The organism is Erwinia sp. S43 (assembly GCF_016624745.1).
Lineage (GTDB): Bacteria > Pseudomonadota > Gammaproteobacteria > Enterobacterales > Enterobacteriaceae > Erwinia > Erwinia coffeiphila.
This window is the reverse complement of record NZ_JACVTX010000022.1, coordinates 1-24,582: the sequence shown is the minus strand read 5'-3', so window position 1 is coordinate 24,582 and position 24,582 is coordinate 1. Positions and strand designations below refer to the sequence as shown.

Genomic DNA, 24,582 nt, shown 5'->3' with positions numbered 1-24,582 from the left:
TTATTGGGCCAGCAGGCGGATCACACGCAGCAGCGCGGGAGCGGCCATAATGGCGATAATCGGCGGCAGAATAAGGGCCATCAGCGGTACGCTGAGCTGCGCGGGCAGCTTCCCGGCCTTCTCTTCCAGGGTCAGCAACAGGGTTTTACGGCTTTCATCGGCAATAGTGCGCAGCGCCTGAGACAGCGGCGTGCCGTAGCGCTCCGCCTGCAGCAGGGTGGCGACCATGCTTTCGATTTCCGCCACCCGGGTGCGCTCGGCCAGGTGATACAGCGCGGTGTTACGGTCGGCAAGAATTTGCAGTTCGGCGGCGGTATAGCGCAGCTCGTCGGCCATTTCCGGGGCGGACAGGCCCAGCTCTTTCGAGACCACCTGCAAAACGCGGCCAATCGGCAGGCCCGCTTCGGCGCAGACCACCATCAGATCCAGCGCATCGGGCACCGCACGGGCCAGCTTTTCACCGCGACCGGCGGCGCGCATCTTCAGCCAGAACTCCGGCAGCAGCCCGCCAACGAAGAAGCCAATCAGCATCGCCGCCAGCCCGGTCAGGCTGAAGCGATCCCCGGCGGGCAGTGCGCCGATGTTAAGCAGTAATCCCAGCGCCACGCCGAACGCCAGCTTGCCGCTCAGCAGCCAGCCAAGCGTTTCCACGCGGCGGAATCCGGCCAGGTCCAGCAGACGGCGCAGCTGCTGGCGATCGCGATCCGATCCCGCCATTCGCTCGCCGAAACTCGCCACCGGCAGCAGCACTTTCTCCAGCTGCGGCGACAGTGCGGCCCCCTGATTACGCAGAATGCTCAGTTCATCCGCCGTGCCGCCCTGCTCTGCGTCACCGCCACCGATATGCGGTGCCAGCCGCGCCTGCAGGCGCTGCAACGCGCCGCTGCGGCGGCTTCTCAGCAGCAGCCACAGGCCAGCAACAATCAGCAGCAGCGCCAGCCACAGCACAGAATCCGGGTTATGACTCATGGTTTACGGCTCCTTACGCGATGCGTTTAACCATCAGATGGGTGATCAACATGCCCAGCGTGATGCTGCACAGCGCGTAAATCAGAATGGTGCTGCCCACCGGATCGCTGAACAGGAAGGTGATATCCTCCGGCGATTTGAGGTACATGTAGCCCAGGCAGCAGGGGAACAGCGCGGCGACGATCTTGGCCGACGCGCGGGCCTCTGAGGTTTTCGACTGCACCTTCATTGCCAGCTCGCGGCGCTGGCGTAGCGTGGTGGCAAGCCGCTCCAGGGTTTCCCCCAGACGACCACCCGCTTCCTGGTTGATAATCAGGATCACCGCGAAGAAGCGGTATTCGGCCATCGGCACTCGTCCGGCGGAGGTCTGAATCACCTGGCGCAGTGGAATACCGAGCTTCAGCCAGTGATCGATGGTGCGGAACTCGGTCGCCAGCGGGCCGCTGAGGTGCGAGGCGACCTGACCAAAGGTATTGGCAACCGGCACCCCGGCGCGCACGCTGCGGGTGATGGCATCAATGGCATCCGGCAGCCCTTCGCGCAGCTGATGCAGGTGTTTTTGCAGGCTGCTGCGGAACAGCAGCACGGCGACCGCCAGCGTGACCAACACGGAGAACAGCAGGCCAAAGGTCAGCGGCATCGGCGTGCGCTGGCCGAGGGTCATGCCGACCAGCAGCCCGACGGCGGAAAGGATCAGCAGGCGCTTGCGCAGGGTTGGCTGCCAGCCGATAAACGCCAGCTGCTGCCACAGTTTCGCCAGCATCGGCCCGAGCAGCGGCACCGAGGCCAGCGGCGTCTGCGCCTGGCTGCGCAGAATCGACACATCCTCTTCACCGGCGGCTTCCGCCCCCTCACCGAGAATTTGTGCGAAGCGCAGGCGGCGCTGTTCGTCCAGCTGGCGCTGACGCCGCCAGTGGCTGACGGCCAGCACCACAATCAGCACGCTGAGAAATACCAGCCCGGTGATCAGATTCAGCTTAAACGCGTTCATCAGGCTCCCTTAATGCGCATCGAACAGGTGCGCTTTGTCCGCGTAGAACTGCGGGCGCTGGATGGTCTGCACGTATTCGCCGGTGATGCGTCCCTGGCCATCTGAACCGGTGACGCGGAAGTTGAACAGGTCCTGCATTTGCAGCACCTCGTTTTCCATGCCGCACAGTTCGCTGACCGCCACCACGCGGCGCATACCGTCGCGCATACGCTCAATCTGTACGATCAGATGTACCGCGCTGGAGATCTGGCGGCGGATAGCCATCAGCGGCAGCTGCATGTTGGCCATCATCACCATGTTTTCCAGGCGCTGAACCGCATCGCGGGTGGTGTTAGCGTGCACGGTACACAGCGAACCGTCGTGGCCGGTGTTCATCGCCTGCAGCATGTCGAAGCACTCGCCGCCGCGCACCTCACCCAAAATAATGCGGTCCGGACGCATACGCAGGGCGTTACGCATCAGGTCACGCTGGTCGACTTTGCCGCTGCCCTCGGCGCTGACCGGGCGCGTTTCCAGGCGTACCACGTGCTCCTGCTGCAATTGCAGCTCGGCGGCATCTTCGATGGTGATAATGCGGTCGGTGCTGTCGATTTTCTGCGACAGCGCGTTCAGCAGCGTGGTTTTACCGGCACCGGTTCCGCCGGAAACAATCACGTTCAGCCGCGCCTGCATCGCTTTGTTCAGCACGTCCGCCATCGCCGGAGACATACAGCCCTGCGAGGCCAGGTGCTCCAGCGACAGGTTGCGTCGCATAAATTTACGGATCGAGATGGTGGTGCCGTCGATCGCCAGCGGATAGGTAATGACGTTGACGCGGCTGCCGTCCGGCAGACGGGCATCGACCATCGGGCTGGATTCATCAATGCGGCGACCCACACCGGCGGCAATGCGCTGGGCGGTGTTAAAGACGTGCTCTTCGTCGATAAAGGTGATCGGCGACAGCTCCAGCTTGCCGAAGCGCTCGACAAACACCTGTCCGGCACCGTTAACCAGAATGTCGTTGACCGTGTCGTCAGACAGCAGCGGCTGGATCGGACCGATACCGGTCATCTCGTCCAGCATTTCACCGGCAATCAGCTCTTCTTCCTGCCGCGACAGCTGCAGGCGCTGATCATCACACAGCTGGCGAATGGCCGACTGGATTTGCAGCAGCAGCTTGTCGCGGGACATCGCCGCTGCACGACCGGCATCGATCAGGTCGTAAAGCTGCGAACGGATCAGTCGACGGTTGCCGTTGCGGCTTTCCACCTGCGGGCGCGGCGCGGCAGAAACCTGGCGCGGCTCCGGCACTTCGGCAACGCTGGCCGCCTGCGGTGCGGCGTCCGGTTTTCTGACCGGCTCTTCGCGGCGCGGGGGCGCGGGTTTACGCATCAGCATGGGATTTTTCCTCACGTTAGTTCGCTCAGGCGCGCTTAAGCAGGCCGTTCAGCCAGTTCTTTTTCACCGGCTGCAGACGCTGCCCGCAGGCGAGATCCACCAGCTGGCGCATCGCCTGGCGGAATGGACCGCTGGCGGCCAGATCCAGCGCCCCCAGGCTCAGGCTCTGCCCGAGTCCAACACCGGCATGCGGCAGCACAAGGTCCAGCGGACGGCCAACCAGCGCTTCAAACTGCGCGCGGGTCAGCGGTGCGGCGGCGGCATAGTGGCTCTGGTTATGCACCAGCATCAGCCGCTGCCCTTCGCTCTCGTCGCCGATGGCCTGGATGATGCGCTTAACGTTGCGCGCGTCCTGCACCGTCAGTTCGGTGACGATAATGCGCAGGTCAGCACAGCAGATCACATCCAGCGCGCCGTTCGGGAACGAGCCGGGCAGATCCCACACCACCTGATTGAACATGCGGCACAGGCTGCCGCCGAGGTGCAGCACCGCGTCGGCATCCGGTTCGCTCAGCGGGCCTAAATCCGGTTTTTGCGCCAGCAGGTGCAGACGGGTGTCCACCTGCAACATCGCGCGCTGGAGAAGACGGGTATCCAGCTGGCTGCTTTCCAGCACCGCCGACAGGCCACCGCTCTCGCTTACGCCCTGTAGCAGCAGCTGATCGCCGTGGCGGCGGTCGAAGTCCACCAGCGCCACCGGCAGATGCCGTTCGCCGGACATCAGCTGTGCCAGCCCGGCAGCAACAGTGCTGGTGCCCACGCCGCCGCTGGCACCGACAACCGCCACGGTGCGCCCGGTGCGGGCATATTCCGGGCCGGACTGCTGGCCGTCGCATTTCGCCAGCGTGGCGGAGAGCAGATCGAGGGTGCAGGGTTTCACCAGATACTCGGTCACACCCAGCTGCAACAGCGCGCGGTACAGACCAATATCCTGCCCCTGTCCGAGCGCGATAATCCGCGTCTGCGGGCCGCACATCGCCATCAGGCTTTCCAGCGCTGGCAGCGGCCAGGCTTCGCCGTCCAGATCCACCAGCAGCACCTGCGGCGGCAGATTCACTTCGCACCACTGCGCGGCGGCGCTCAGGCCACCGGCCAGCACCTGCGCATCGCTGCGCTTCAGCCGCGCCAGATCTTCACGCAGCTGGCTCTGCGGCCCGCTGCCCTGGATAAACGCCACCAGTCCGGTGCCCCACTCTTCGCCTTCCTGCTGGGCGGAATTCGTTGCCTCGCTCATACGCTTAACCTTCCGTTAATCTTCGTCGAAGTTAATGTCGATGAGGTCTTTCACCTCGTTCTGCTGGTAGCGTTCGATGCTGTTGACGATCACCACGCCGTCGGCATCATCCAGGCTGCGCGCCTGGATCAGATCGCGCGGGTCCGCCACCATCTGCGCCAGGTTGCTCTGGTTGGCACAGCCGAGGTAGCCCACGGCCTCATACGGCTTGACCATCAGCAGGTTGGGATCGTTGATCTGACAGCGGGTGTTGGTCACCGCCAGCGCCTGCGACTGCAGTTGCAGATCGCCACCGCGCCCGGCGGACGGCACGCGGCCCATCACCCGTATGTGGCGCTTGTCGGCACCGGCATTCTGTAAGGCGTTCGCCAGACGATTCGCCAGCTGTTCGCCGCGTGGGGTCCACGGGGTCAGCGTCAGGGTCTGTTTTTCCAGCCTGCCCTGCTGTTTCAGCAGCTGATTAACCGCCGCCAGCGATTCCGGGGTCAGCCCCTGGCCGTTACGATCGACCTGAAGATTGACCGCCAGCGAGGACGGCTTCACCTTCACCGCCGCCAGATCCGGCTGATTGAAACGCTCCATGCGTTCGGCGCTGATATCGCGGTCGCTGCACGCGGCCAGCGTGGTCATCAGCAGCGCAATACCGCTCAGGCGCAGGGTAAATAAAGAATAATTTTTCATGTTTATCGCCTGTCAGTAGAGGTAGCCAGCGGCACCGAATTCAGGAGTTACGGCATCGATCATCTTCACGCCGCTGCCCGGGGTTTGCAGCTGACCGGCGCTTACCGGGGCAACCACGTAGGCGGTGGCGATGATCACCAGTTCGGTTTCTTCGCTGCTGGTTGACTCTTTCTCAAACATGCGGCCCACCACCGGAATAGATGACAGACCCGGCACGCCGTCTACCGTCTGGCTGTTGCTGCTGCGCAACATGCCTGCCAGGGCAAAACTCTGTCCGCTGGCCAGCTCGACGGTGGTGTCGGCACGGCGCACGGTCAGTGCAGGAATGGTGGACCCCCCTTCCAGCTGAACCGAACCGACCGAAGTCAGCTCGCTGACTTCCGGTGCAATATGCAGACTGATGCGGTTGCCCGACAGCAGGGTTGGCGTCATGCGCAGGATCACGCCGTAGGATTTGTAGTCGATGCTGATGCTGTTGCCGGTGACCAGAACAATCGGCACCTCACCACCGGCGGCAAACGCGGCGGTTTCACCGGACATCGCCGTCAGGTTCGGCTCGGCAAGCACCGAGGCCAGGCCCTGCGAGTTCATCGCCGAGAGCAGCGTGCTCAGCGAACCGTCGCTGCCGGTGCTGCTGTAGCCCAGCATGCCGCTGCCGCCTTCACGGGTGAAGGTGTTGCTGGTGGCGCTGAAGAAGTCGGTCAACGCACCGCTGCCGAAGCCGAAGCTGTTGCCGCCGCGATTCAGCGAGGCATCCCAGTTAAAGCCCAGTTCGTGGGTCAGCTTGCGGGAGACTTCCACCACGCGAACGCGAATGTTGATCTGTGAAGGGGTACGCACCTTCAGCTGGTTCACTACGTTGGGTGACGTGGTGCTGGAGCCAGGCTGAGCGTTGCCTGAACCGCCACCGCCGCCAGAACCACCACCGGCTCCGCCGCCTTGTCCGCCACCGCTACCGCCACCCGATCCACCCGCGCCGCCGGAAGAACCGATCCATGCCTGCACGCTGTCGATAACTTTCTTGGCATCCTGCGGAGTTTCCACGCTGCCGCGCACGATCACGCCGCTCGGCACCGAGGCTTCCAGCTGGATCTGTGCATCCGGGAACTCACGGCGCAGACGCTCTTTCAGCGCCGCCAGGTCGTGCTCGGCTACCAGGCGAATCGCGCTGATCACCTGGCCGTCGGCATCCATCGCATACAGCGTGGTGGTGCCGACGGTTTTGGCATAGACAAACACATTGCCCGGGGATGGCAGCTCAAAGCTGGCGATTTCCGGGTCGGCAACCAGCACGCTGTCCGGGACTTCATCCAGCTGCAGCATGCGCCCCTGGTGAACGTTCAGGTGGATCTCGCTGGTGGCGTCAATCTGGGTGACCGCAGCCGCTGGCAGTACCAGGGTGGCTAACACCCAGCTGACGGCCGTCAGCAATCGTTTGCCAGCCGGGCGGCGGCAAAAGTCGGTAGGTTTCATCTTCATTTAGGAATATCCGTGACTGGGATTATCTCATCCGTGCTGCCGCAACCTGCGGCAGCACGCTGTCATCTTGCCGGGAACTGCTGCACGTCCTGCTTATCGGCCCGGAACGTTTTCACCTTCACATTGCCCTGTGAACCGCCGTAAATGCTGGTGGTATCGGCCAGGCGAGTAACGGGCGTCAATCCTTCATCCGCATCATCCACGACCTCAACCGGACTGCGCAGCGCCAGCTGTAGCAAACCGACCTCTTTGGCTACGGCAAGCACCTCCGCCTGCTGCGGCGTGGCTTCCACGGTCACGGTTTGATAGACCGGATTGCGCGGGCGCGCCGGGGCATTTTTACCCGTCGCGTCGCCGTCAACGTCCTGGCGCGGACGCACGTCGGTGTCGGTCTGGCTGTTCATCGCCAGTACCCGCAGATTGCGCGCCACGGTCTGGGCGGCCAGCATGGGTACGACAACGGGTTTATCGGCGGTGGGAGCCAGTTCTGGCTGTTCGTCGCGGCGCAGGCTGAGGATCACATCCACGCGGTCACCGGCGGAAACCAGACCGGAGTTGCTGGCGACGGCGCTGGTCGGGATAGAGATGGCACGCATACCCGGATGCAGCACGGCGGCGACAAATCCAGGTTCGTTTGGACGAACCAGCATATTGCTGCTGAGGCGGGTGCCTGCCGGAATACGTTCGCGCAGCGTGGCGCCGAACAGTTTATTTTCTGAGTCTTTACCGCTGACGAAATAAAACGAGCGGGAAACGGACTCCGCCGTTTCTTCCCAGCGTAGGGCAGAGGGATCGATAAAATCACCCGGAGAGAGATCGCGCGCGGCGACTAATACTGCGGTTTTTTCCACTGGAGCCTTTGCCGCCTGTTTAGCAACCGGTGCAGAGAGCTGGCTGCGGACGACCAACGCGACCACACCGGCAGCAATTAGCGCCCCGGCTAATAATACCGTTGAATTAATTTTCATTTTTTTATATTTACCGGTTCAGATTCTTTTATTCAGAACTGAGGCCAAATAAGGATATAAGCCGCACCAAATGCAATGGCAATTCCGTAGGGAATACCCCGTGATAATTCATCGGGTAATACCGGCGGCGGTGTAATATTTATCCGTAAGTTGCTGTTCAACCGTTCAATAAACAACGCAATACCGGTGGTTAAGGTATTCAGCAGCGGCAGCGCCAGCGCCAGTACCCCACCTGCAATCGCGGTGATCATCACAAACCGGGTTTGATGCCCATAGCCAACCCAGAGGCAGAGCACGCTCATCAGTTTCACATCTCCGGCACCCAGACGGCCGGTCAAAAACATCGCGAAACCAATGACAAACACCAGACCGGCACCGGGTAACGCCTGAAGCAGGGTCCCGGAAATGCGCGGTAGCGGACCGGCTATTCCTTCAGCCGCCAGCGCGCAAAGCGCCAGAAAGCCCAGTAACAGCAGCAGCACGGCGCGGTTGGGAATGCGCCGCTGCAGCAGGTCGCTAAACACACACCACAGCAAACCAACAACCAGCAGGACATACCAGGCAATCTGTACGCCTGACTGTATCGCCATTATTTAGTGGTGGTGCCGGAGCCGGTGATCTGATCGGCAATCTGAGTAAACTTGTCGTTCAGCGCCTTCACAAAGATACCGTCATCGCCGAAGATGGCCGCAATCGCTGCCGCCATCGCCGCTGCCAGAATGCCGTATTCAATGGCTGTTACGCCGCTTTCGTCATGGAAAAAGGCACGCAGTTTTGCACTTAACTGTTTCATTATTCCGCTACTCTCTTTCAGGTTATTGCGTTGCCTTCCGCGCACGGCAGAAGCACAACCAGAGGCGTCAATAATGAGACTTATTCTCACGAACAACAAGATGCCGAAGATTAAGATACGTTAATTTTCGCTATTTTCTTGTCTGAATAACCGTAATTTTCGCGGTGAGAAACGTTGCTCGGAAAAATAAAACCGGACTACGTGAAGGGATTATATTTTGCAGGGGATTCGCGCAGGGAATAATTCCCTGCGCGTAGAGGGAGAATTAATAATTCTTAATGGTAAATAATATTACACAAAGAACAAATGGCATAAATATAGCCAGATTAATACTAAGACTTTCCTGGAGATATCCTTCACTAGCTGCGATTAAGACACAAATAGACCACCAGCCCAGGATCGGCAGATCCAAAATAGAGTTTACCATGATGTAATTCGGCAATCGCTTTTACCAGCGAAAGTCCGAGCCCAAAACCACTGTGCGTTCCGTCCTGCCCCAGTCGTTCAAAGCGCTCCGTCGCCCGCGGATACAGGTCCGGTGCAATACCCGGGCCCAGATCCGCCACCACCAGCGCCAGCCAGCCGCGATGCAGCTGTACGCTGAGAGTGATCCGTCCGCGTTCGGCGGCGTACTTCAGCGAGTTCTCAATCAGATTCGCCATCGCCTGGAACACCAGCGCCCGATCGCCAAACAGCGGCATCGAGGCTTTCAGTTCAACCGCCAGCAGGCACTGCTTCTCTTCTGCCAGCGGCTGATAATACTCGGCTAAATCGTTCAGCAGATCCTGCGCGCTGAACTGTTCAAACTGGTGCACGCAGCGGCCGCTTTCGATTTCACCAATACGCATCACGTTGCGGAACAGCGCCAGCACATCCTGCACTTCGGTGGTCGCCGCGTCGATCTCTCGCCGCACGCTGCCGCTGAGATCGTCGCGCTCGCCCAGGCTGAACAGACGATTCTGCAAATGCGTCAACGGCGTCCGCAGCTCGTGCGCCACATGCCCGGCGGTGCTACGCACCTGATTCATCAGCCGATCGATACGCTCCAGATTCTGGTTAATATCGGTGCACAGTCCGTCGAAATCGTTGCCCCACGGTGAGACAGGCATCCTCACGTGCTGCTCGCCGGTGCTGTAGCGGCGCAGCGCCTCGCGGATTTGCCGCACGCTGTTGAGGTTACGCTGACTGAAGCGGCTGCTGACCAGCAGGCAGCACATCAGCAGAATAAACACCCCGGCCCCCGCTACCAGCGGGATGGTCCTCAGCCGCTCCATCATCGGCACGATATTATACGCGCGGAAGAAGGTGGCACCATCGTCCAGTCTTACCGCCAGTGCGATAACCTGGTTGCTGCCCGCCACGCCGAGCAGACCTTTCAGACATTCAATATCCATGCCACAGTGGCCGCGCGCGGGCGTCACCGGGGCGTTGTGATAAATCAGCGCCCCGTCGGCGGCCAGAACCATTACCATCGGCAGCTCGCCGCTCTGCTCGTCGCGCTCCTGGCGCAAAAAATCCACCAGGCTTTCGCTGGTTTTCAAGCGTGATTTAGCGGAATAGCTGTAGATATCGTTGGTGATAATATCATGCACGTGGGTACGTAACAGTGATTCACTTAGCACACTCACACCAACGATACAGCCAAGCATCATCATCATAAACAGATAGGCGATGGTAATGGCCTGACGAAAGTTGGAGGTCGACAGAAACGCCGGATCGTAGTTGGCAAGAATGGCCTGCCACTGATGCAGCTTCATCAGCGCCCGGCGTCGGAAAAGACGCAGGCGCAGGCCGTGCTCGCGCAGATTGTTAACGGACGACACCCCTACCTCTTCTCAACTTCACCAAGGCAATACCCCACCGAACGCAGAGTACGGATCAGCGGCAGCGAGAAGCCCTTATCGATCTTGGCACGCAGCTTGGACAGGTGTACGTCAATCAGGTTGGTTTGCGGATCGAACTGATAGCCCCAGACCCGCTCAAGCAGCAGCGTGCGGCTGAGCACTTTGCCGGGATGCTCCATCAGCAGCATCAGCAGCTTGATCTCTTTATCGGTCAGTTCAATGCGCTTGCCGCCGCGCCAGGCCGATCGCTGCAGGCAGTCGACTTTCAGATCGGCAAACGTCAGCACCTGGCTGTGCTCGCTGCGGCGCTTGTCACGGCCAACGATAATATCCAGCCGCAGGCGCAGTTCGTTCATATTGAACGGCTTGCCCATATAATCTTCGGCCCCCAGTTCCAGGCCCATCACCCGATCGATATCGCGATCGAGCGCCGACAGCAGCATTACCGGCGGATGCTGGCGGCCCTGAAGCGCACGCAGGACGCTGAAGCCGTCCATTCCGGGCAGCATTCGGTCCAGCAGAACCACGTCATAGACTTCCTGTTCGATAGCTTCCAGCGCTAACGCGCCGTCGTGAACCAGACGACAGGAGTGTCCGTGGGCGTGTAATTTCTCACTCAGCCACTGGCAAAGCGTGGAATCATCATCAACCACTAAAACGCGCATAAAATTCCCCTGAACTGCACTTTCTTTCAGCCCGCCCGCTGAATGCAGGTACTTGTTATTAATATAAATCAGTTATTACTTTGCTACACAGGAAGGGAGGCGGCCGGTAACAACCGACTAAATACTCTAACAGATAATAACAATCATTATCATTTGATTACAAGATATTTGCAATGTTTGTGTAAGCGTTTGCACAAAGAAGGATTCAGGGTGTAAGCCCCGGCGGGCAAGGGTTACAGGCGAACGGCGTGATGAGGCACGCCGGAACCTTAACGAAATTTAATGCTGGCGCGTTGGAATTATGGCTGGCCCCCGGCAGCCGCTGCGCTGAGGGCAAAAGCGCGGTTCACCGTCGCCCGGCTTTAACTCACCGTGAGGGCGGCGCGTTCGCTCTGGTTTTCAGCGCAGGACTTATTCGCGCTGCCGCCGAGGGCGATATCGCCCCGGTACATTTTCACCACCTCGCCGACGATTAACAGTGCAGGCGTTTTAACCTTTTCACGGGCGATGATGTGCGCCAGGGAATCCAGCGTGGCGGTCAGTACCCGCTGTTCCGGCTGAGTGCCGCGTTCGATCACCGCCACCGGCGTACTCGCAGGCAGTCCGTGCGCCACCAGCTGCTGGCTGATGTGGTCGCTGTGGGTAATGCCCATGTAAAACACCAGCGTCTGCCGTGCCGAGGCCAGCGCCGCCCAGTCAACGTCCGGCTCGCCCTGCGCGCCGTGCCCGGTGACAAAGCGCACCGACTGCGCCAGATCGCGGTGGGTTAAGGGAATGCCGCTGGCGGCCGCGCAGCCCATCGCCGCCGTAATACCGGGCACGATATGGCACGGCACGCCGTGCCGCTGGCAGTGCGCCATTTCCTCGCCGCCGCGACCAAACACAAAGGGATCGCCGCCTTTCAGCCGCACCACGCGGTGACCTCTCAGCGCCAGATCAACCAGCAGCTGGTTAATCTCATCCTGGCCGAGAGTGTGATCGCGCATCGATTTACCGACGTCAATGCGCAGCGCTTCATCGGGGATCAGCGCCATCACCGGTGGGGAGACCAGCCGGTCAAACACCACCACGTCCGCCTGCTGGATCGCCCGCAGCGCCTTGAGAGTCAGCAGCTCAGCGTCGCCCGGCCCCGCGCCAACCAGCCAGACTTCGCCAGCGCGCACCGGCTGCTGCCGATCGCCCACCGCCAGAATCGTTGCCATCTGCTGCATCCGTAACGCCTGTTGAAGTGTGTTCATTTGACCTCTCCCGCCGTCAGCGTACTGAGCTGAGCGGCAATGATTTTTTTGAGTTCGGGAATGCAGGAGCCGCAGTTGGTGCCACATTTGAGTGCGTCACCCAGCTGCTGCACGCTGCGGCAGCCCTGGCGTACGGCATCCGCAATCGGGATTTCACCGACGGAAAAGCAGCTACAGATGATGGCACCGGTCGGCGCTTTATCGCCTCCGGCGCGCCCGGCCAGCAGCGCCAGCCGCTGCGGTGCGGTTTTCGGCGGTGCACTGAAGGCCGCCACTACCGCCTGACGGTCCACGGCCGGTGCCCTGCGGCGGGCGTAAAACGCCAGCTGTAGTTCCCCCTCGCACCAGGCCAGCAGGCTGAAACCGTCGTCGCCCAGATCGGCGGTCTGGTAAATCAGGCCAGCGGAGGGGTACTGCTCGTTCACCCACGCCAGCCAGTCCGTCGGCCGTGACGAATCCGCGAGGGTAAAGTGGCTAACCTCCGGCTGGGTAATCCGGCTCCAGTACGGCGTCAGCGGCGGCACGTTATTTTCGCCGCGTACAAACAGTTCCGCCTGCCACGCGGCGCGCCAGCGGCGCAGGCTGACCGGCATATGTTTGCTTTCCGGCTGCCCGGAGAGCGGATCGACGTGCGCCTCAATCAGCGCATCCACCCGCGCCTGCTGGCTGAAGTTACTGTTCCAGTGCATCGGCACAAATACGCTGCCGCGCGGTTGCAGCGGGTCCGGCTGCGCGCGCAGCAGCAGCCAGCCGTGCGACGAGGACACGCGCAGCAGATCGCCGGTGCGGATCTGCTGCGCATCATCGGGATGAAACTGGCAAAACGGTTCGCTGAGGTGCTGCATCAGCCGCGCCGACTTGCCGGTGCGGGTCATCGTATGCCACTGGTCGCGCACCCGTCCGGTATTCATCACCAGCGGATATGCTCCGCTCGGTGCGTTGAGCGGCAGGCGCGGCGTCACGGCGATCATTCGGGCTTTACCGTCGGGATGGTAAAAACGTTTGTCGGTAAACAGCCGCGCCGTGCCCTGCGGATTAGACGCGTTGACCGGCCACTGTATCGGCTGCAACCCGTCCCACTCCGCATTCGACAACTGCGCCAGGCCGCTGATATCAAACGCCCGCGAACCCTGATTCTCAAAGCCGGAGAGCGCCGCGTGTTCACGAAAGATCTCCGCCGGATGCTGATACGCGAAGGCGTCGGTAAACCCCAGCCGCTGCGCCACCTGACTGAGGATCCACCAGTCCGGTTTTGCCTCACCGGGAGCAGGCAAAAAAGCCCGCTGGCGCGAAATACAGCGCTCGGAGTTGGTCACCGTGCCGTTTTTTTCACCCCAGCCCAGCGCGGGCAGGCAGATATGGGCAGCGCGGGTGGTATCGGTGTCGCGCATAATATCGGAAACAATCACCAGCGGGCAGCGCGCCAGCCCGGCCCGCACCCGGTCTGCATCCGGCAGCGATACCAGCGGATTGGTGCCCATAATCCAGACCGCTTTGATCCGCCCTTCTTCCACCGCCCGGAACAGATCTACCGCGTTCAGTCCGGCGGATTGGCTGACGCTATCGCTGCCCCAGAAGCGCCCTACCCGGCTGATATCCTCCGGCGTAAACCCCATATGGCAGGCCAGCTGATTCGCCAGTCCGCCGACTTCGCGCCCGCCCATCGCATTTGGCTGACCGGTTATCGAAAACGGCCCGCAGCCCTCGCGCCCGATCTGCCCGGTGGCCAGATGCAGATTAATGATGGCGTTGCATTTGTCCACCCCGGAGCTGGACTGGTTGATGCCCATCGAATAGAGCGTCACCAGTCGTTCACTGCCGCCGATCAGCCGGTAAAAGGTCCGCAGCTGTTCCTCCGCCAGGCCGCAGAATTCTGCCGTGCGCGCCAGCGTCCATTCACTCGCCGCCCGCAGCGTTTCTGCTGCCCCCAGCGTGTGCAGCTGGAGAAAATCACTATCCAGCCTGCCGCACTCCGCCATTGCATTTAATACGCCGCAGAACAGCGCGGCGTCGCTGCCGGGGCGCAGCGCCAGATGCATATCGGCGATGTCACAGGTGGCGGTCTGGCGCGGATCGATCACGATAATCCGCATCTCCGGTCGATCTTTTTTGGCCTGCGCCAGCCGCTGGTAGACCACCGGATGCGCCCACGCGGTGTTCGAACCGGTTAACAGCACGCAGTCGGCCTGTTCCAGGTCCTGATAGCGGCACGGCACCGCATCGGCACCGAACGCACGCTTATAGCCCACCACGGCGGAGGCCATGCACAGCCGCGAATTGGTATCCATATTTCCCGCGCCGATAAAGCCCTTCATCAGCTCATTGGCAACGTAGTAATCCTCGGTCAGCAGCTGGCCGGAGCCGTAAAACGCTACCGACTGCGGACCGTATTCACTGATAATCGCCCGCAGCCGCTCCGCTACCGCGCCCAGCGCCTGCGCCCAGCTGACCGGCTGGCGATCGATCTCCGGCTGTAGCAGCCGCCCCTGCAAGCCCAGCGTTTCCCCCAGCGCGCTGCCCTTCACGCACAGCCGCCCGAGGTTGGCCGGATGGGTTTTTATCCCGCTGGCGCTGAACGCATCGCCCTGCGGCTGCATGCTGACGCCGCACCCAACGCCGCAGTAGGCGCAGGTGGTTAGCGTCGGTGCTGCTGGCGTCGATTTCATAAGCTGACCGTCGCTATGATTTCCGCCGTTTTCACCGCCGCCGCGACCGGCTGTTCCTGCACCCAGACGCGGCCGTTTTCCACCTTAACCGGCCAGACGCTGAGCGCCAGCTGGCCGTCATCCACGCTGCGACCGTCCTGCAGGCGGAAACGCTGCTTGTAGAGCGGTGAAATCACCACCGGCTCCCCTTTCACATCGCCCAGCAGCCCGCGCGACAGCACATTGGCATCGCTGTCCGGCTCGTGATTGCTCAGGGCAAAAACCTGCTGCGGATGCGTCGGCAGGTGGAACAGCGCAATCTGCCGGTTGGCCAGCCGCGCTGCCATCCCCGCATTGGCCGGGATCGCCTGCACATCGCAAAGATCCACCCAGCCCTGTACTGCACTCACCGTCGGAGCCACCACGCTTGCAGGATGCTCTGCGCGCTCCTGCGAGGTTGCCGGACGGATCTGCTGGCGTTCGGTAACCATCACCACCGCTTCATCCGGTTCGGCGCTGTTAACAAACGGACGGAACAGCGCCAGCCGATCCGGCTCGGCCAGCGTGGTTTGCCACTCGCACTGGTAGGTGCCGACCACCGCATCCATCTCGCTTTCCAGCTCTGCCCCGATGTGCAGGCTGTCTTCCAGCACCACCTGGCGCAGGTAGTCCAGACCGCCCTCCAGATTGTCCATCCAGGTGCTGGTGCGCTGCAGCCGGTCGGCGGTCCGCACGTAGAACATCAGGAAGCGATCCACGGTGCGGATCAGATCGTCAGTGCTCATATCCTGCGCCAGCAAATCGGCGTGACGCGGCTTCATGCCGCCGTTGCCGCAGACGTACAGGTTCCAGCCCTTTTCGGTGGCGATCACCCCGACATCCTTGCTCTGCGCTTCGGCACATTCGCGGGTGCAGCCGGAAACGGCCATTTTGATTTTGTGCGGTGAACGCAGCCCCTTGTAGCGGTTCTCCAGCCGCAGGGCCAGACCGGTAGAGTCCTGCACGCCGTAGCGGCACCAGTTGGAGCCCACGCAGGATTTCACCGTGCGCAGCGATTTGCCGTAGGCATGGCCGGTTTCAAACCCGGCGTCCACCAGCTGCTGCCAGATTTCCGGCAGCTGTTCCAGCCGCGCGCCGAACAGATCCAACCGCTGCCCGCCGGTGATTTTGGTGTAAAGGTTGTAGCGTTTAGCCACCTGACCGATGGCAATCAGCCCGTCCGGGGTGATTTCACCGGCCGGAATACGCGGCACCACCGAATAGGTGCCGTCCTTCTGGATGTTGGCAAAGTAGCGGTCGTTAGTGTCCTGCAATGGCAGATGCTGCGGCTTGAGCAGGTAGTCGTTCCAGCAGGAGGCGAGGATCGATCCGGCCAGCGGCTTGCAGATTTCGCAGCCGCTGCCCTGTCCGTGCTTGTGGATCAGCTCTTCAAAGCTGCGAATATTGCCCGCACGCACCAGGTGATAGATTTCCTGCCGCGAAAAAGCAAAGTGCTCGCAGATGTCCTTTTTCACCTCCACGCCCATTTCGGTCAGCGCAAACTCCATCACCTGTTTGGTCAGCGCCGCGCAGCCGCCGCAGCCGGTTGCCGCTTTGGTGCAGGCTTTAACCGCCGCCATATCACCGCAGCCGCCCTTCACCGCGTCACAGATATCCGATTTGCTGACGTTGTGGCAGGAACAGATTTGCGCACCGTCGGGCAGCGCCGCCACGCCCAGCGACTGCGGTGCCGCGCCGGAACTGGCAGGCAGAATCAGCATTTCCGGGCTGGCGGGCAGCGGCATGTCGTTGAGCATCATTTGCAGCAGCGTGCTGTATTCACTGCTGTCGCCGACCAGCACCGCGCCAAGCAGACGCTTTTTGTCCTCTGACACCACGATTTTTTTATACACTTCACCTGGGCCGTCTACCCAGCTGTAGCTCTGACTGCCCGGCGTGCGACCATGGGCGTCGCCCACCGAGGCCACTTCTACGCCCAGCAGCTTGAGTTTGGTACTCATATCCGCGCCCTTAAAGGCAACTTCACTCCCGGCCAGCGTATCGGCCAGGGTACGCGCCATCTGGTAGCCGGGTGCGACCAGGCCGAAAATCTGCCCGTTCCACAGCGCGCATTCGCCGATGGCAAAAATCGCCGGATCGGAGGTGCGACAGCTATCGTTAATCACAATCCCGCCGCGTGGCCCGACCTCCAGACCGCACTCTCTTGCCAGCTGATCCCGCGGGCGGATACCGGCGGAGAACAGCACCAGATCGGTATCCAGATGGCCGCCGTCGGCGAACTCCATGCGATAGCCACCGGTTTCCCCTGCGACGATGGCGCGGGTTTCTTTCCCGGTATGCACCTGCACGTCCAGCGCTTCAATTTTGCGCCGCAGCATCGCCGCCCCGCCTTCGTCCAGCTGCACGCCCATCAGCCGGGGCGCGAACTCTACCACGTGGGTTTGCAGGCCGAGGTGCTTCAGCGCATTGGCCGCTTCCAGCCCCAGCAGGCCGCCGCCGACCACCACGCCGGTTTTCCCCTTGGCGGCACAGGCCTGGATCGCTGCCAGATCGTCCAGCGTGCGGTACACCAGGCAGCCCGGCGCATCGTTCCCGGGGATCGGCGGTACAAACGGATAGGAACCGGTGGCCAGCACCAGCACATCGTATGCGGTCTGCCGGCCCTGATGATCAACAACAAAACGGTGGCGGGTGTCGATATGGCCGATGCAGTGGCCCAGCCGCAGCTCAATCCCGCTCGACTCAAAGAAGCCATCTTCCACCATTGACAGCGATTCCGCGCTGCGGCCGGAGAAATACTCGGAGAGATGTACCCTGTCATAGGCCGGGGCTTTCTCTTCCGCAAACACAATCACCTGATAGTGCAGATGCAGCTCGCGCTCCACCAGCTGCTGCAGGAAATGGTGGCCGACCATGCCGTGTCCGGCCATCACTAATACGGGTTTCGACATTGCTTTGCTCCTCGTTGCCTCAACGGGCAACTGTTCTGATTTAACGGGCGACGGGCCGGAATCGGCAGGCGCATCGCCGGGGCTGAAGACGCTCGGTAGCGTCTGCGGAAAAGAGGTCTGGTTGATGCGGGACAGATAGTCCGGGCCGTCGCTGATGTCACCCCACAGCACCACGCCGGCCAGCCGGTTATCGCGCAGCAGCAGGCGGCGGTAATGGCCGTCGAACGGATCGGACGCGGTGTGGATCTGTGCGTTCTCGCCACCGTGCAGCTCACCGGCGCAGAACAGATCGATGCCGGTCACCTTCAGGCGCACCGCCAGCGTCGGGCTGACGGCGTCGGGAATGGGGTCGGCGATGGGGTCAGCGATGGGGGCTGCGATAGAGTCGGCGCTGGGATCAGCCAGTAAACGGGCGGCCAGCGCGTCGGCCTGCTGCCAGCACGGCGCAACCAGCCCGACGGTCAGCTGCCCCTGCTGGCAGCATTCGCCGATGGCAGAAATATCGGGGTCGGAGGTGTACAGCCGATCGTTGACCAGAATGCCGCGATCGCAGGCCAGCCCGGCAGACCGCGCCAGGGCGAGCTCGGGAAGTACCCCGGCGGCCACCACCACGCGCCGCGCCGGGATTTCACGACCGTCACGCAGCGCCACCGCCTTTACGCAGCCGGAGTGGTCAGCGAGATAAGCCGCGGTCTGCGCCTGTAACACGGAGGTGATGCCGCGTTGCGCCAGGTTGAGGCGCAGCAGCTCAGCGGTATGTGCATCCAGCTGGGCATCCATCAGATGCGGGCCACGGTGCAGCAGGCTGACCTGCATTCCGCGCAGCGCCAGCGCGGCGGCGGCCTCCACGCCCAGCACGCCGCCGCCAATCACCACCGCAGGCTGCCCGACAACCCCATTGCTGAGAATGTTTTCCACATCCCGCATATCGCGAAAGCCGTGGATGCCGGGCAGATCGTCGCCCGGCAGCGGCGGCATAAACGCCCGCGAGCCGGTAGCCAGCACCAGATGGTCATAGTCCAGCGTCCGGTCGCCGATGCTGACCTGCCGCGCATCGCGGTCGATTGCCGTGACCGGCGCACCGGCGATAAGCGTCACGCCGTGCGCCGCATACCACGGCGCGTCGTGGGTGATGATGTCGTCAAAGCATTTCTCACCGGACAGCACCGGGGTCAGCTGGATGCGGTTATAGGCGGGCTGCTGCTCCTCGCCAACGATCAGGATGCGGAAGCGCCCCGGTGCGCGTTCGCACAGCCGCTCCACCAGCCGCGCGCCCGCCATACCGTTACCGACTACGATCAGGGTGAGTTTCTTCATTGCGCGTATCCCGCCTGATAAATCAGGCCACCGCCCGGTGTTTTTCATACAGGAACTGCAGCACCTGCTGACGGTACTGATGGAACAGCGGATCGTTTGCCAGCGCCAGCCGCGAGCGTGGCCGCGCCAGCTCAACCTGCAGCACTTCACCCACTTTTGCCGCCGGTCCGTTGGTCATCATCATCACCCGGTCGGAAAGCAGTACGGCTTCATCAACATCGTGGGTGATGAGCACGATGGTGGTGTTCAGCCGTGCCTGGATCTCCATTACCGCATCCTGCAGGTGAGCGCGGGTCAGCGCATCGAGCGCGCCGAAAGGCTCATCCATCAGCAGCACTTTCGGCTTCATCGCCAGCGCGCGGGCGATGCCCACCCGCTGCTTCATACCGCCGGAAATCTCACCCGGACGTTTGTCAGCGGCGTGCGCCATATGCACCAGTTCGAGGTTGTGGTTAATCCAGTCGTGCATTTCGCTTTTGCTCATCGAGCCGCTGAACACCTGATTGACCGCCAGCGCCACGTTGTCAAAACTGGTCAGCCACGGCAGCAGCGAATGGTTCTGGAACACCACCCCGCGCTCCGGTCCGGGGCCGGTAATTTCCTGGTTATCGCACAGCAGCACCCCTTCGGTCGGGCGGCTCAGCCCGGCGATCAGATTCAGCAGCGTGGATTTACCGCAGCCGGAGTGGCCGATCAGGCTGACCGTTTCGCCCTGCGCGATATCGAAGCTGACGTTGTCCAGCGCCAGGAACGGACCTTTGGCCGTTGGGAAGCTCTGGCTGACGTTCTGCACGCGGATAATGGCTTTGTCGTTTTTCATCTCAGGCTCCTAACGGTTGTCGTAACTGAAGCGGCGAGCAATGGCCATCAGCCCCTGCTCAAGCACCATGCCCACCGCCCCAATCAGCAGGATGGCGATGATGATGTTTTCCACGTTGAGGTTGTTCCACTCGTTCCAGATCCAGAAGCCGATGCCGACGCCGCCGGTCAGCATTTCGGCGGCGACGATCACCAGCCACGCAATGCCAATCGACAGGCGCACGCCGGTAAGGATGTAGGGCAGCACGGCGGGGAACAGGATTTTGCGCATCACGGTGAATTCGCTAAGCTTGAGCACCCGCGCCACGTTGAGGTAGTCCTGCGGAATACGCGTTACCCCTTCGGCGGTGTTGAGGATCATCGGCCAGATCGAGCAGATAAAGATGGTCCACGCCGAGGCCGGTTCGGCACGCTGGAACAGCAGCAGGCCAATCGGCAGCCACGCCAGCGGGCTGACCGGACGCAGCAGCGAAATAATCGGGTTAAGCATGCTGGCGATAAAGCTGAAACGGCCGATCAGGAAACCGGCGGGAATGCCGATCAGCGCCGCCAGCCCGAAGCCCATCGCCACACGCTTCAACGAGGCCAACACGTTCCAGCCGATGCCCATGTCGTTAGGCCCGGCGACGTAAAACGGATCGGCGAAAATCACCTTCGCCGCTTCCCAGGTTTTCAACGGGGTGGGAAATCCTTTGCTGCCGATGGCGGCAATCTGCCAGATCGCAATCAGCACTATCGCCCCCAGCACTGCCGGAAGGGCTTTTTGCAGTGCTCCGCGCAGCATCACTCGCAGCGATATGGCGGACGGCGCTTTCACCGCAGTTACCGGTGGTGCCGCATGCAGCGCGGCCGGATTTATGGAAACAATTTCTGCGCTCGTCGCTTCGAGCGGCTCGACGGTTTTGGTTTTAACATTGGCGGACATCGGCGACCTCTCTTAGCGTTTCATAGCAAAACTGTTGGCGTAGTCGGCAGGGTTACTGCCGTCCCAGACTTTCCCGTCGATCAGCGTGCTGCTGCGCATCTCACTGGACGGCAGGTTGATGCCGCCGACCGCGCTGGCCGCCTGTTTGTAGATATCGGTGCGGTTAATTTTTTTCGCCACCGCCAGATAGTCCGGGTCATGGTCTAGCAGCCCCCAGCGCCTGTGCTGAGTGAGGAACCACATGCCGTCGGAGAGGTACGGGTAGTTGACCGCGCCGTCGTTGAAGAAGCGCATGGCGTGGGCGTCCTGCCACGTTTTGCCCAGCCCGTTCTGATAGTCGCCAAGCATCCGCCCCTGGATGGTTTCCACCGGGGTGTTGATGTACGCGCGAGCCGCTACTACCTGGGCGGTTTCAATGCGATTGGCGTCCGAGGTGTCAATCCAGCGCGAGGCGTCCAGCACCGCAGCGGTCAGCGCGCGGGCGGCATTCGGATTGGCATCAACCCAGGATGCGGTGGTGCCGAGAATTTTTTCCGGGTGATCCGGCCAGATCTCCTGCGTGGTGACGGCGGTGAAGCCGATATCGTCCTGAATGGCGCGCTGATTCCACGGTTCGCCCACGCAAAAGCCGCTCATGTTGCCGATTTTCATGTTCACCACCATCTGCGGCGGCGGCACCACCACGTTGCGCACGTCGTTAAACGGGTGGATACCGGCATTCGCCAGCCAGTAATAGAGCCACATGGCGTGGGTGCCGGTCGGGAAGGTTTGCGCAAAGGTGTAGGTGCCTTTGGCGCTGGCATCGACCACCTTCTTCAGCGAGGCGGCATCGCTGACGCCCGCCTGCTTCAACTGATTCGACAGGGTGATCGCCTGGCCGTTATTGTTCAGCGTCATCAGCATCGCCATATCATGCTGCGGGCCGGAGACGCCCAGCTGCAGGCCGTACACCAGCCCGTACAGCACGTGCGCGGCGTCCAGTTCGCCGGAAACCAGCTTGTCGCGCACCGATGCCCAGCTCGACTCCTTGCTGGGAATGATTTTGATGCCGTACTTCTCGTCAAACTTCTTCACCGCCGCCATCACCACCGAGGAACAGTCGGTCAGCGGGATAAAGCCGACGCGGATCGCTTTCTTCTCAGGCGCATCGGAACCGGCCGCCCAGACGCTGTTCATCAGGCCCGGCACCAGCAGGCTGCCGCCCAGCGCCGCACTCCCGGCGATAAAGCGGCGGCGGGAGAACTGCGCGGGCATTTTTTTGTCGTCTTGCGTCATTGCGGCTTCCTGTAATGTTGAAAAATGAGCAAAAAAAAGCGTCCTGTCAGCGCTCAGTTTCCTGAACGCTGACGGACGCCTTTATCCGTAACTCTGACTAAACCGCCGTTGGCTTAGTCGTTATGGTTAATAACAATGCAGCTTGTATGCCAACTTCATGGCTCATCGAAAAATCAGTCGGTTAGCTCATTATCTGTCCACACCTGGGGTTTCACTGCACCGCAGCGGCACGCGTTGCACAGCGCAATGGCACACCAATAGTGCAACTACTCCTTTAGTATTAGTTGCTCTTTTTACCCAACACCGCCGACATGGCGAGCATCGCTTCGGCGACGTCCGACAGCTTACGGTTCTGGTTCATCGCCATATCGCGCAGGATTTTATGTGCCTGCGGTTCGGTCATGCCGTGATGCTGCATCAGCAACCCTTTGGCTCGCTCCACCAGTTTGCGTTCGGCCAGCGTGGCGCGTAACCCGGCCAGCTCGGTATCCATCGCCTGTAGCTGGCGGGACTGCTGCTCAACCAGTTCCAGCACCGAACGGCTGAGCTGCGGCGGGATCAGCGCCGAATAGTGCGGTTCATGCGGAGGGATCTCGCCGATGTCCTGCTGCTGCATCGCCAGCGACGCCTGCGCGTCATCGATCCGCTGACGGCAGCAGGCCATCAACACATCTTCCAGAAGATCCTCCACCCCTTTCATGCCGTCGATGCGCGCCGTGGTGACCTCAAACCAGCGCAGCGCGGTGTCACCGCCGTTATCTGCCGGTGTTGCACGGGTGCAGGCAATACGGCGAAGGCGTTCAAACTCGCTGCTGTCGGCGTTAAGCTGCTGCTGCCACAGCGCCAGGCAGCGGGCGTCGGCGAATTCGCTGAAGGTTTGCAAACAGCGTTCCTGGCCTTCAATCAGATCCAACGAGTGCTGCTGTGCCGCTTCGTCGAAGCGCCGTGCGGCGAATCCCGCAGCGCCCGTCGCGCGCTCCTGCCCCGCCAGCTCTTTCCCCTGCATAAAGCTGAACATCGCCAGCAGCGCCCGCGAGATGGGCGGATCGCCGGAGATATCGGCCGCTTCGAATATCAGTGCCAGATGGGTACGGATCACGTCGTTAAACTGGCGCATGGCCTCCGGCTGGCCGATCTCCTGTGCCTGAATCTGGCGGCGCAGTAGCGGTAGCGTGCTGAGGCTGTGGAGTACGGCGGCAATGCGGCTGAACAGGCGCGGCGCATTCGTCATGCTTTGCCCGCTGAGATCGAGCGTTTGTAGTCGATCGTCCACCGCCCGTTCCGCCAGCTGCACCTGTAGCGCCCGTTCGCTGAGCTGTTCTGCCCAGAGTTCGCCGTGGGAGCATAAAAAGATGTTGGCCGTGCCGCGTTCGCGTTGCAGGACGTGGATCAGCTGGCTGACCGCGCCGACCAGTCTGCCCATTTCCAGTAGCTGCTGTAGGCAGGTGATTTCGCTTTTTTTTGATGCAAGGACGAAGCTGAGTGCGGAGAGTGGCATAGGCGGGCCTGACAGGTCATGGTGATGCAGGTGATTAAGCAAGAAGCGTGCCGGGGAAGGATACGTGGGTTTCCTGAAATGCTGGTTAGACTGCTCGATAGACACTCGGTGTTTCAGCCGACTGGTTGCTCCCCCGTTCGAGTTGCTCAATAGAAATTCTGTGTTTCAGCTGACTGGTTGCTCCTCCGGTCGGGCGGTCCTCGCGCCGCTGCGCGGTGCCTTCACTACGGTCGTCAGCCTGTCGGACCGCCAGAGCCGGGCCGTCCATGGCCCGGCTCTGACTTTCCCCCGCGTCCATGCGGGTGAATCCTGGCTTCCTCGCTTCGTTCAGCGCTGTGGATTGCCCGACCGGAGGAGCAACCAGTCTGCTTTTGGCTTAAGCGTTGTCTGCGGGCAAAATCTGATGCAGTTATTTGTTCTGTCTTACAGAAGTTCGGTGTTTTTGTGAACATGTAGCTCAATAGAAGTTCTGTGTTCCAGCCGACTGGTTGCAGCCCCGCTCGGGCGGTCCTCACGCCGCTGCGCGGGACCCTCACTACGTTCGTCAGCCGGCCGGGCCGCCAGAGACGGGCCGTCCATGGCCCGGCTCTGACTTTCACCCGTGTCCAGCGGGTGAATCCTGGCTTCCTCGCTCCGTTCAGCGCTGCGGATTGCCCGATCGGGGCTGCAACCAGTCTGATTTTTACTTAAGCGTTGTCTATAAGGAAAACCGGGTGTAGTTCTTCCTATTGCCTTATAGAAGTTCGGTGTTTTTGTGGGCGTGTAGCTATATAGAAACTCAGTGTTTCAGCGGTCTGGCAGTTTCTAACAGCCCGCACAATGCAAGAAAGAGGGGCTGCCTCGGGGGCTGGCGGGTAATCCGCAGCGCCGAGGTGGAGGCATTACGCCAGGAGAAGGCAGCAGGGACGCTGCC

Annotated in this window: 18 protein-coding genes; all 18 read right to left on the bottom strand. The window is 61.5% G+C overall.

What is annotated here, in order from left to right:
- Complete coding sequence (locus IBT47_RS20370; RefSeq protein WP_200562601.1) at positions 1-969, bottom strand: type II secretion system F family protein; 969 nt, start codon at positions 967-969, stop codon at positions 1-3.
- A 13-nt stretch (positions 970-982) separates the two neighbouring features.
- Positions 983-1,960: a type II secretion system F family protein gene (locus IBT47_RS20365; protein WP_200562599.1), complete on the bottom strand. Its 978-nt coding sequence runs from the start codon at positions 1,958-1,960 to the stop codon at positions 983-985.
- Positions 1,961-1,969: 9 nt separating this feature from the next.
- The gene (locus tag IBT47_RS20360; RefSeq protein ID WP_200562597.1) at positions 1,970-3,337 is read right to left on the bottom strand and encodes a CpaF family protein; all 1,368 of its coding nucleotides are present in this window, start codon (positions 3,335-3,337) and stop codon (positions 1,970-1,972) included.
- Positions 3,338-3,362: 25 nt separating this feature from the next.
- On the bottom strand, positions 3,363-4,571 hold the full coding sequence (locus IBT47_RS20355) for a hypothetical protein (RefSeq protein WP_105594313.1): 1,209 nt from the start codon (positions 4,569-4,571) through the stop codon (positions 3,363-3,365).
- Between the two features lie 15 nt (positions 4,572-4,586).
- Positions 4,587-5,252 (bottom strand): CpaD family pilus assembly lipoprotein, encoded by a 666-nt coding sequence (locus IBT47_RS20350; RefSeq protein WP_200562595.1) that lies wholly within the window; start codon positions 5,250-5,252, stop codon positions 4,587-4,589.
- A gap of 12 nt (positions 5,253-5,264) precedes the next feature.
- A complete protein-coding gene (locus IBT47_RS20345; RefSeq protein WP_200562593.1) occupies positions 5,265-6,731 on the bottom strand; it encodes a type II and III secretion system protein family protein in 1,467 nt (488 codons plus the stop codon).
- Between the two features lie 62 nt (positions 6,732-6,793).
- Positions 6,794-7,699: a Flp pilus assembly protein CpaB gene (gene cpaB, locus IBT47_RS20340; protein WP_200562591.1), complete on the bottom strand. Its 906-nt coding sequence runs from the start codon at positions 7,697-7,699 to the stop codon at positions 6,794-6,796.
- A gap of 32 nt (positions 7,700-7,731) precedes the next feature.
- Positions 7,732-8,289, bottom strand: a complete 558-nt coding sequence (locus IBT47_RS20335; protein WP_105594309.1) for a prepilin peptidase — start codon at positions 8,287-8,289, stop codon at positions 7,732-7,734.
- The gene (locus IBT47_RS20330) at positions 8,289-8,492 is read right to left on the bottom strand and encodes a Flp family type IVb pilin (RefSeq protein ID WP_105594308.1); all 204 of its coding nucleotides are present in this window, start codon (positions 8,490-8,492) and stop codon (positions 8,289-8,291) included. Before IBT47_RS20330 ends, IBT47_RS20335 begins: the two co-directional genes overlap by 1 nt.
- Positions 8,493-8,851: 359 nt before the next feature.
- Positions 8,852-10,315, bottom strand: coding sequence for a HAMP domain-containing sensor histidine kinase (locus IBT47_RS20325; RefSeq protein WP_347710566.1), 1,464 nt, complete (start codon positions 10,313-10,315; stop codon positions 8,852-8,854).
- Positions 10,316-10,317: 2 nt separating this feature from the next.
- Positions 10,318-11,001 (bottom strand): response regulator transcription factor, encoded by a 684-nt coding sequence (locus IBT47_RS20320; RefSeq protein WP_105594307.1) that lies wholly within the window; start codon positions 10,999-11,001, stop codon positions 10,318-10,320.
- Positions 11,002-11,363: 362 nt separating this feature from the next.
- Complete coding sequence (gene cobA, locus IBT47_RS20315) at positions 11,364-12,212, bottom strand: uroporphyrinogen-III C-methyltransferase (RefSeq protein WP_370569928.1); 849 nt, start codon at positions 12,210-12,212, stop codon at positions 11,364-11,366.
- A 23-nt stretch (positions 12,213-12,235) separates the two neighbouring features.
- Positions 12,236-14,905 (bottom strand): nitrate reductase, encoded by a 2,670-nt coding sequence (locus IBT47_RS20310; protein ID WP_200562587.1) that lies wholly within the window; start codon positions 14,903-14,905, stop codon positions 12,236-12,238.
- A complete protein-coding gene (gene nirB, locus IBT47_RS20305; RefSeq protein ID WP_200562583.1) occupies positions 14,902-19,152 on the bottom strand; it encodes a nitrite reductase large subunit NirB in 4,251 nt (1,416 codons plus the stop codon). Before nirB ends, IBT47_RS20310 begins: the two co-directional genes overlap by 4 nt.
- Positions 19,153-19,174: 22 nt before the next feature.
- A complete protein-coding gene (locus IBT47_RS20300) occupies positions 19,175-19,972 on the bottom strand; it encodes an ABC transporter ATP-binding protein (protein WP_200562581.1) in 798 nt (265 codons plus the stop codon).
- A 9-nt stretch (positions 19,973-19,981) separates the two neighbouring features.
- Complete coding sequence (ntrB, locus tag IBT47_RS20295; protein WP_200562579.1) at positions 19,982-20,896, bottom strand: nitrate ABC transporter permease; 915 nt, start codon at positions 20,894-20,896, stop codon at positions 19,982-19,984.
- Positions 20,897-20,908: 12 nt separating this feature from the next.
- Positions 20,909-22,171, bottom strand: coding sequence for a CmpA/NrtA family ABC transporter substrate-binding protein (locus IBT47_RS20290; protein ID WP_200562577.1), 1,263 nt, complete (start codon positions 22,169-22,171; stop codon positions 20,909-20,911).
- A gap of 280 nt (positions 22,172-22,451) precedes the next feature.
- On the bottom strand, positions 22,452-23,669 hold the full coding sequence (locus tag IBT47_RS20285) for a nitrate regulatory protein (protein WP_200562574.1): 1,218 nt from the start codon (positions 23,667-23,669) through the stop codon (positions 22,452-22,454).
- Positions 23,670-24,582 lie beyond the last annotated feature (913 nt).

Coding starts and splice junctions, on each gene's coding strand:
- IBT47_RS20335 (WP_105594309.1), bottom strand. CDS start 8,289: ATGGCGATACAGTCAGGCGTACAGATTGCCTGGTATGTCCTGCTGGTT.
- IBT47_RS20290 (WP_200562577.1), bottom strand. CDS start 22,171: ATGACGCAAGACGACAAAAAAATGCCCGCGCAGTTCTCCCGCCGCCGC.
- nirB (WP_200562583.1), bottom strand. CDS start 19,152: ATGAAGAAACTCACCCTGATCGTAGTCGGTAACGGTATGGCGGGCGCG.
- IBT47_RS20320 (WP_105594307.1), bottom strand. CDS start 11,001: ATGCGCGTTTTAGTGGTTGATGATGATTCCACGCTTTGCCAGTGGCTG.
- IBT47_RS20360 (WP_200562597.1), bottom strand. CDS start 3,337: ATGCTGATGCGTAAACCCGCGCCCCCGCGCCGCGAAGAGCCGGTCAGA.
- IBT47_RS20300 (WP_200562581.1), bottom strand. CDS start 19,972: ATGAAAAACGACAAAGCCATTATCCGCGTGCAGAACGTCAGCCAGAGC.
- ntrB (WP_200562579.1), bottom strand. CDS start 20,896: ATGTCCGCCAATGTTAAAACCAAAACCGTCGAGCCGCTCGAAGCGACG.
- cobA (WP_370569928.1), bottom strand. CDS start 12,212: ATGCAGCAGATGGCAACGATTCTGGCGGTGGGCGATCGGCAGCAGCCG.
- IBT47_RS20355 (WP_105594313.1), bottom strand. CDS start 4,571: ATGAGCGAGGCAACGAATTCCGCCCAGCAGGAAGGCGAAGAGTGGGGC.
- IBT47_RS20345 (WP_200562593.1), bottom strand. CDS start 6,731: ATGAAGATGAAACCTACCGACTTTTGCCGCCGCCCGGCTGGCAAACGA.
- IBT47_RS20285 (WP_200562574.1), bottom strand. CDS start 23,669: ATGCCACTCTCCGCACTCAGCTTCGTCCTTGCATCAAAAAAAAGCGAA.
- IBT47_RS20365 (WP_200562599.1), bottom strand. CDS start 1,960: ATGAACGCGTTTAAGCTGAATCTGATCACCGGGCTGGTATTTCTCAGC.
- IBT47_RS20310 (WP_200562587.1), bottom strand. CDS start 14,905: ATGAAATCGACGCCAGCAGCACCGACGCTAACCACCTGCGCCTACTGC.
- IBT47_RS20350 (WP_200562595.1), bottom strand. CDS start 5,252: ATGAAAAATTATTCTTTATTTACCCTGCGCCTGAGCGGTATTGCGCTG.
- IBT47_RS20330 (WP_105594308.1), bottom strand. CDS start 8,492: ATGAAACAGTTAAGTGCAAAACTGCGTGCCTTTTTCCATGACGAAAGC.
- IBT47_RS20370 (WP_200562601.1), bottom strand. CDS start 969: ATGAGTCATAACCCGGATTCTGTGCTGTGGCTGGCGCTGCTGCTGATT.
- cpaB (WP_200562591.1), bottom strand. CDS start 7,699: ATGAAAATTAATTCAACGGTATTATTAGCCGGGGCGCTAATTGCTGCC.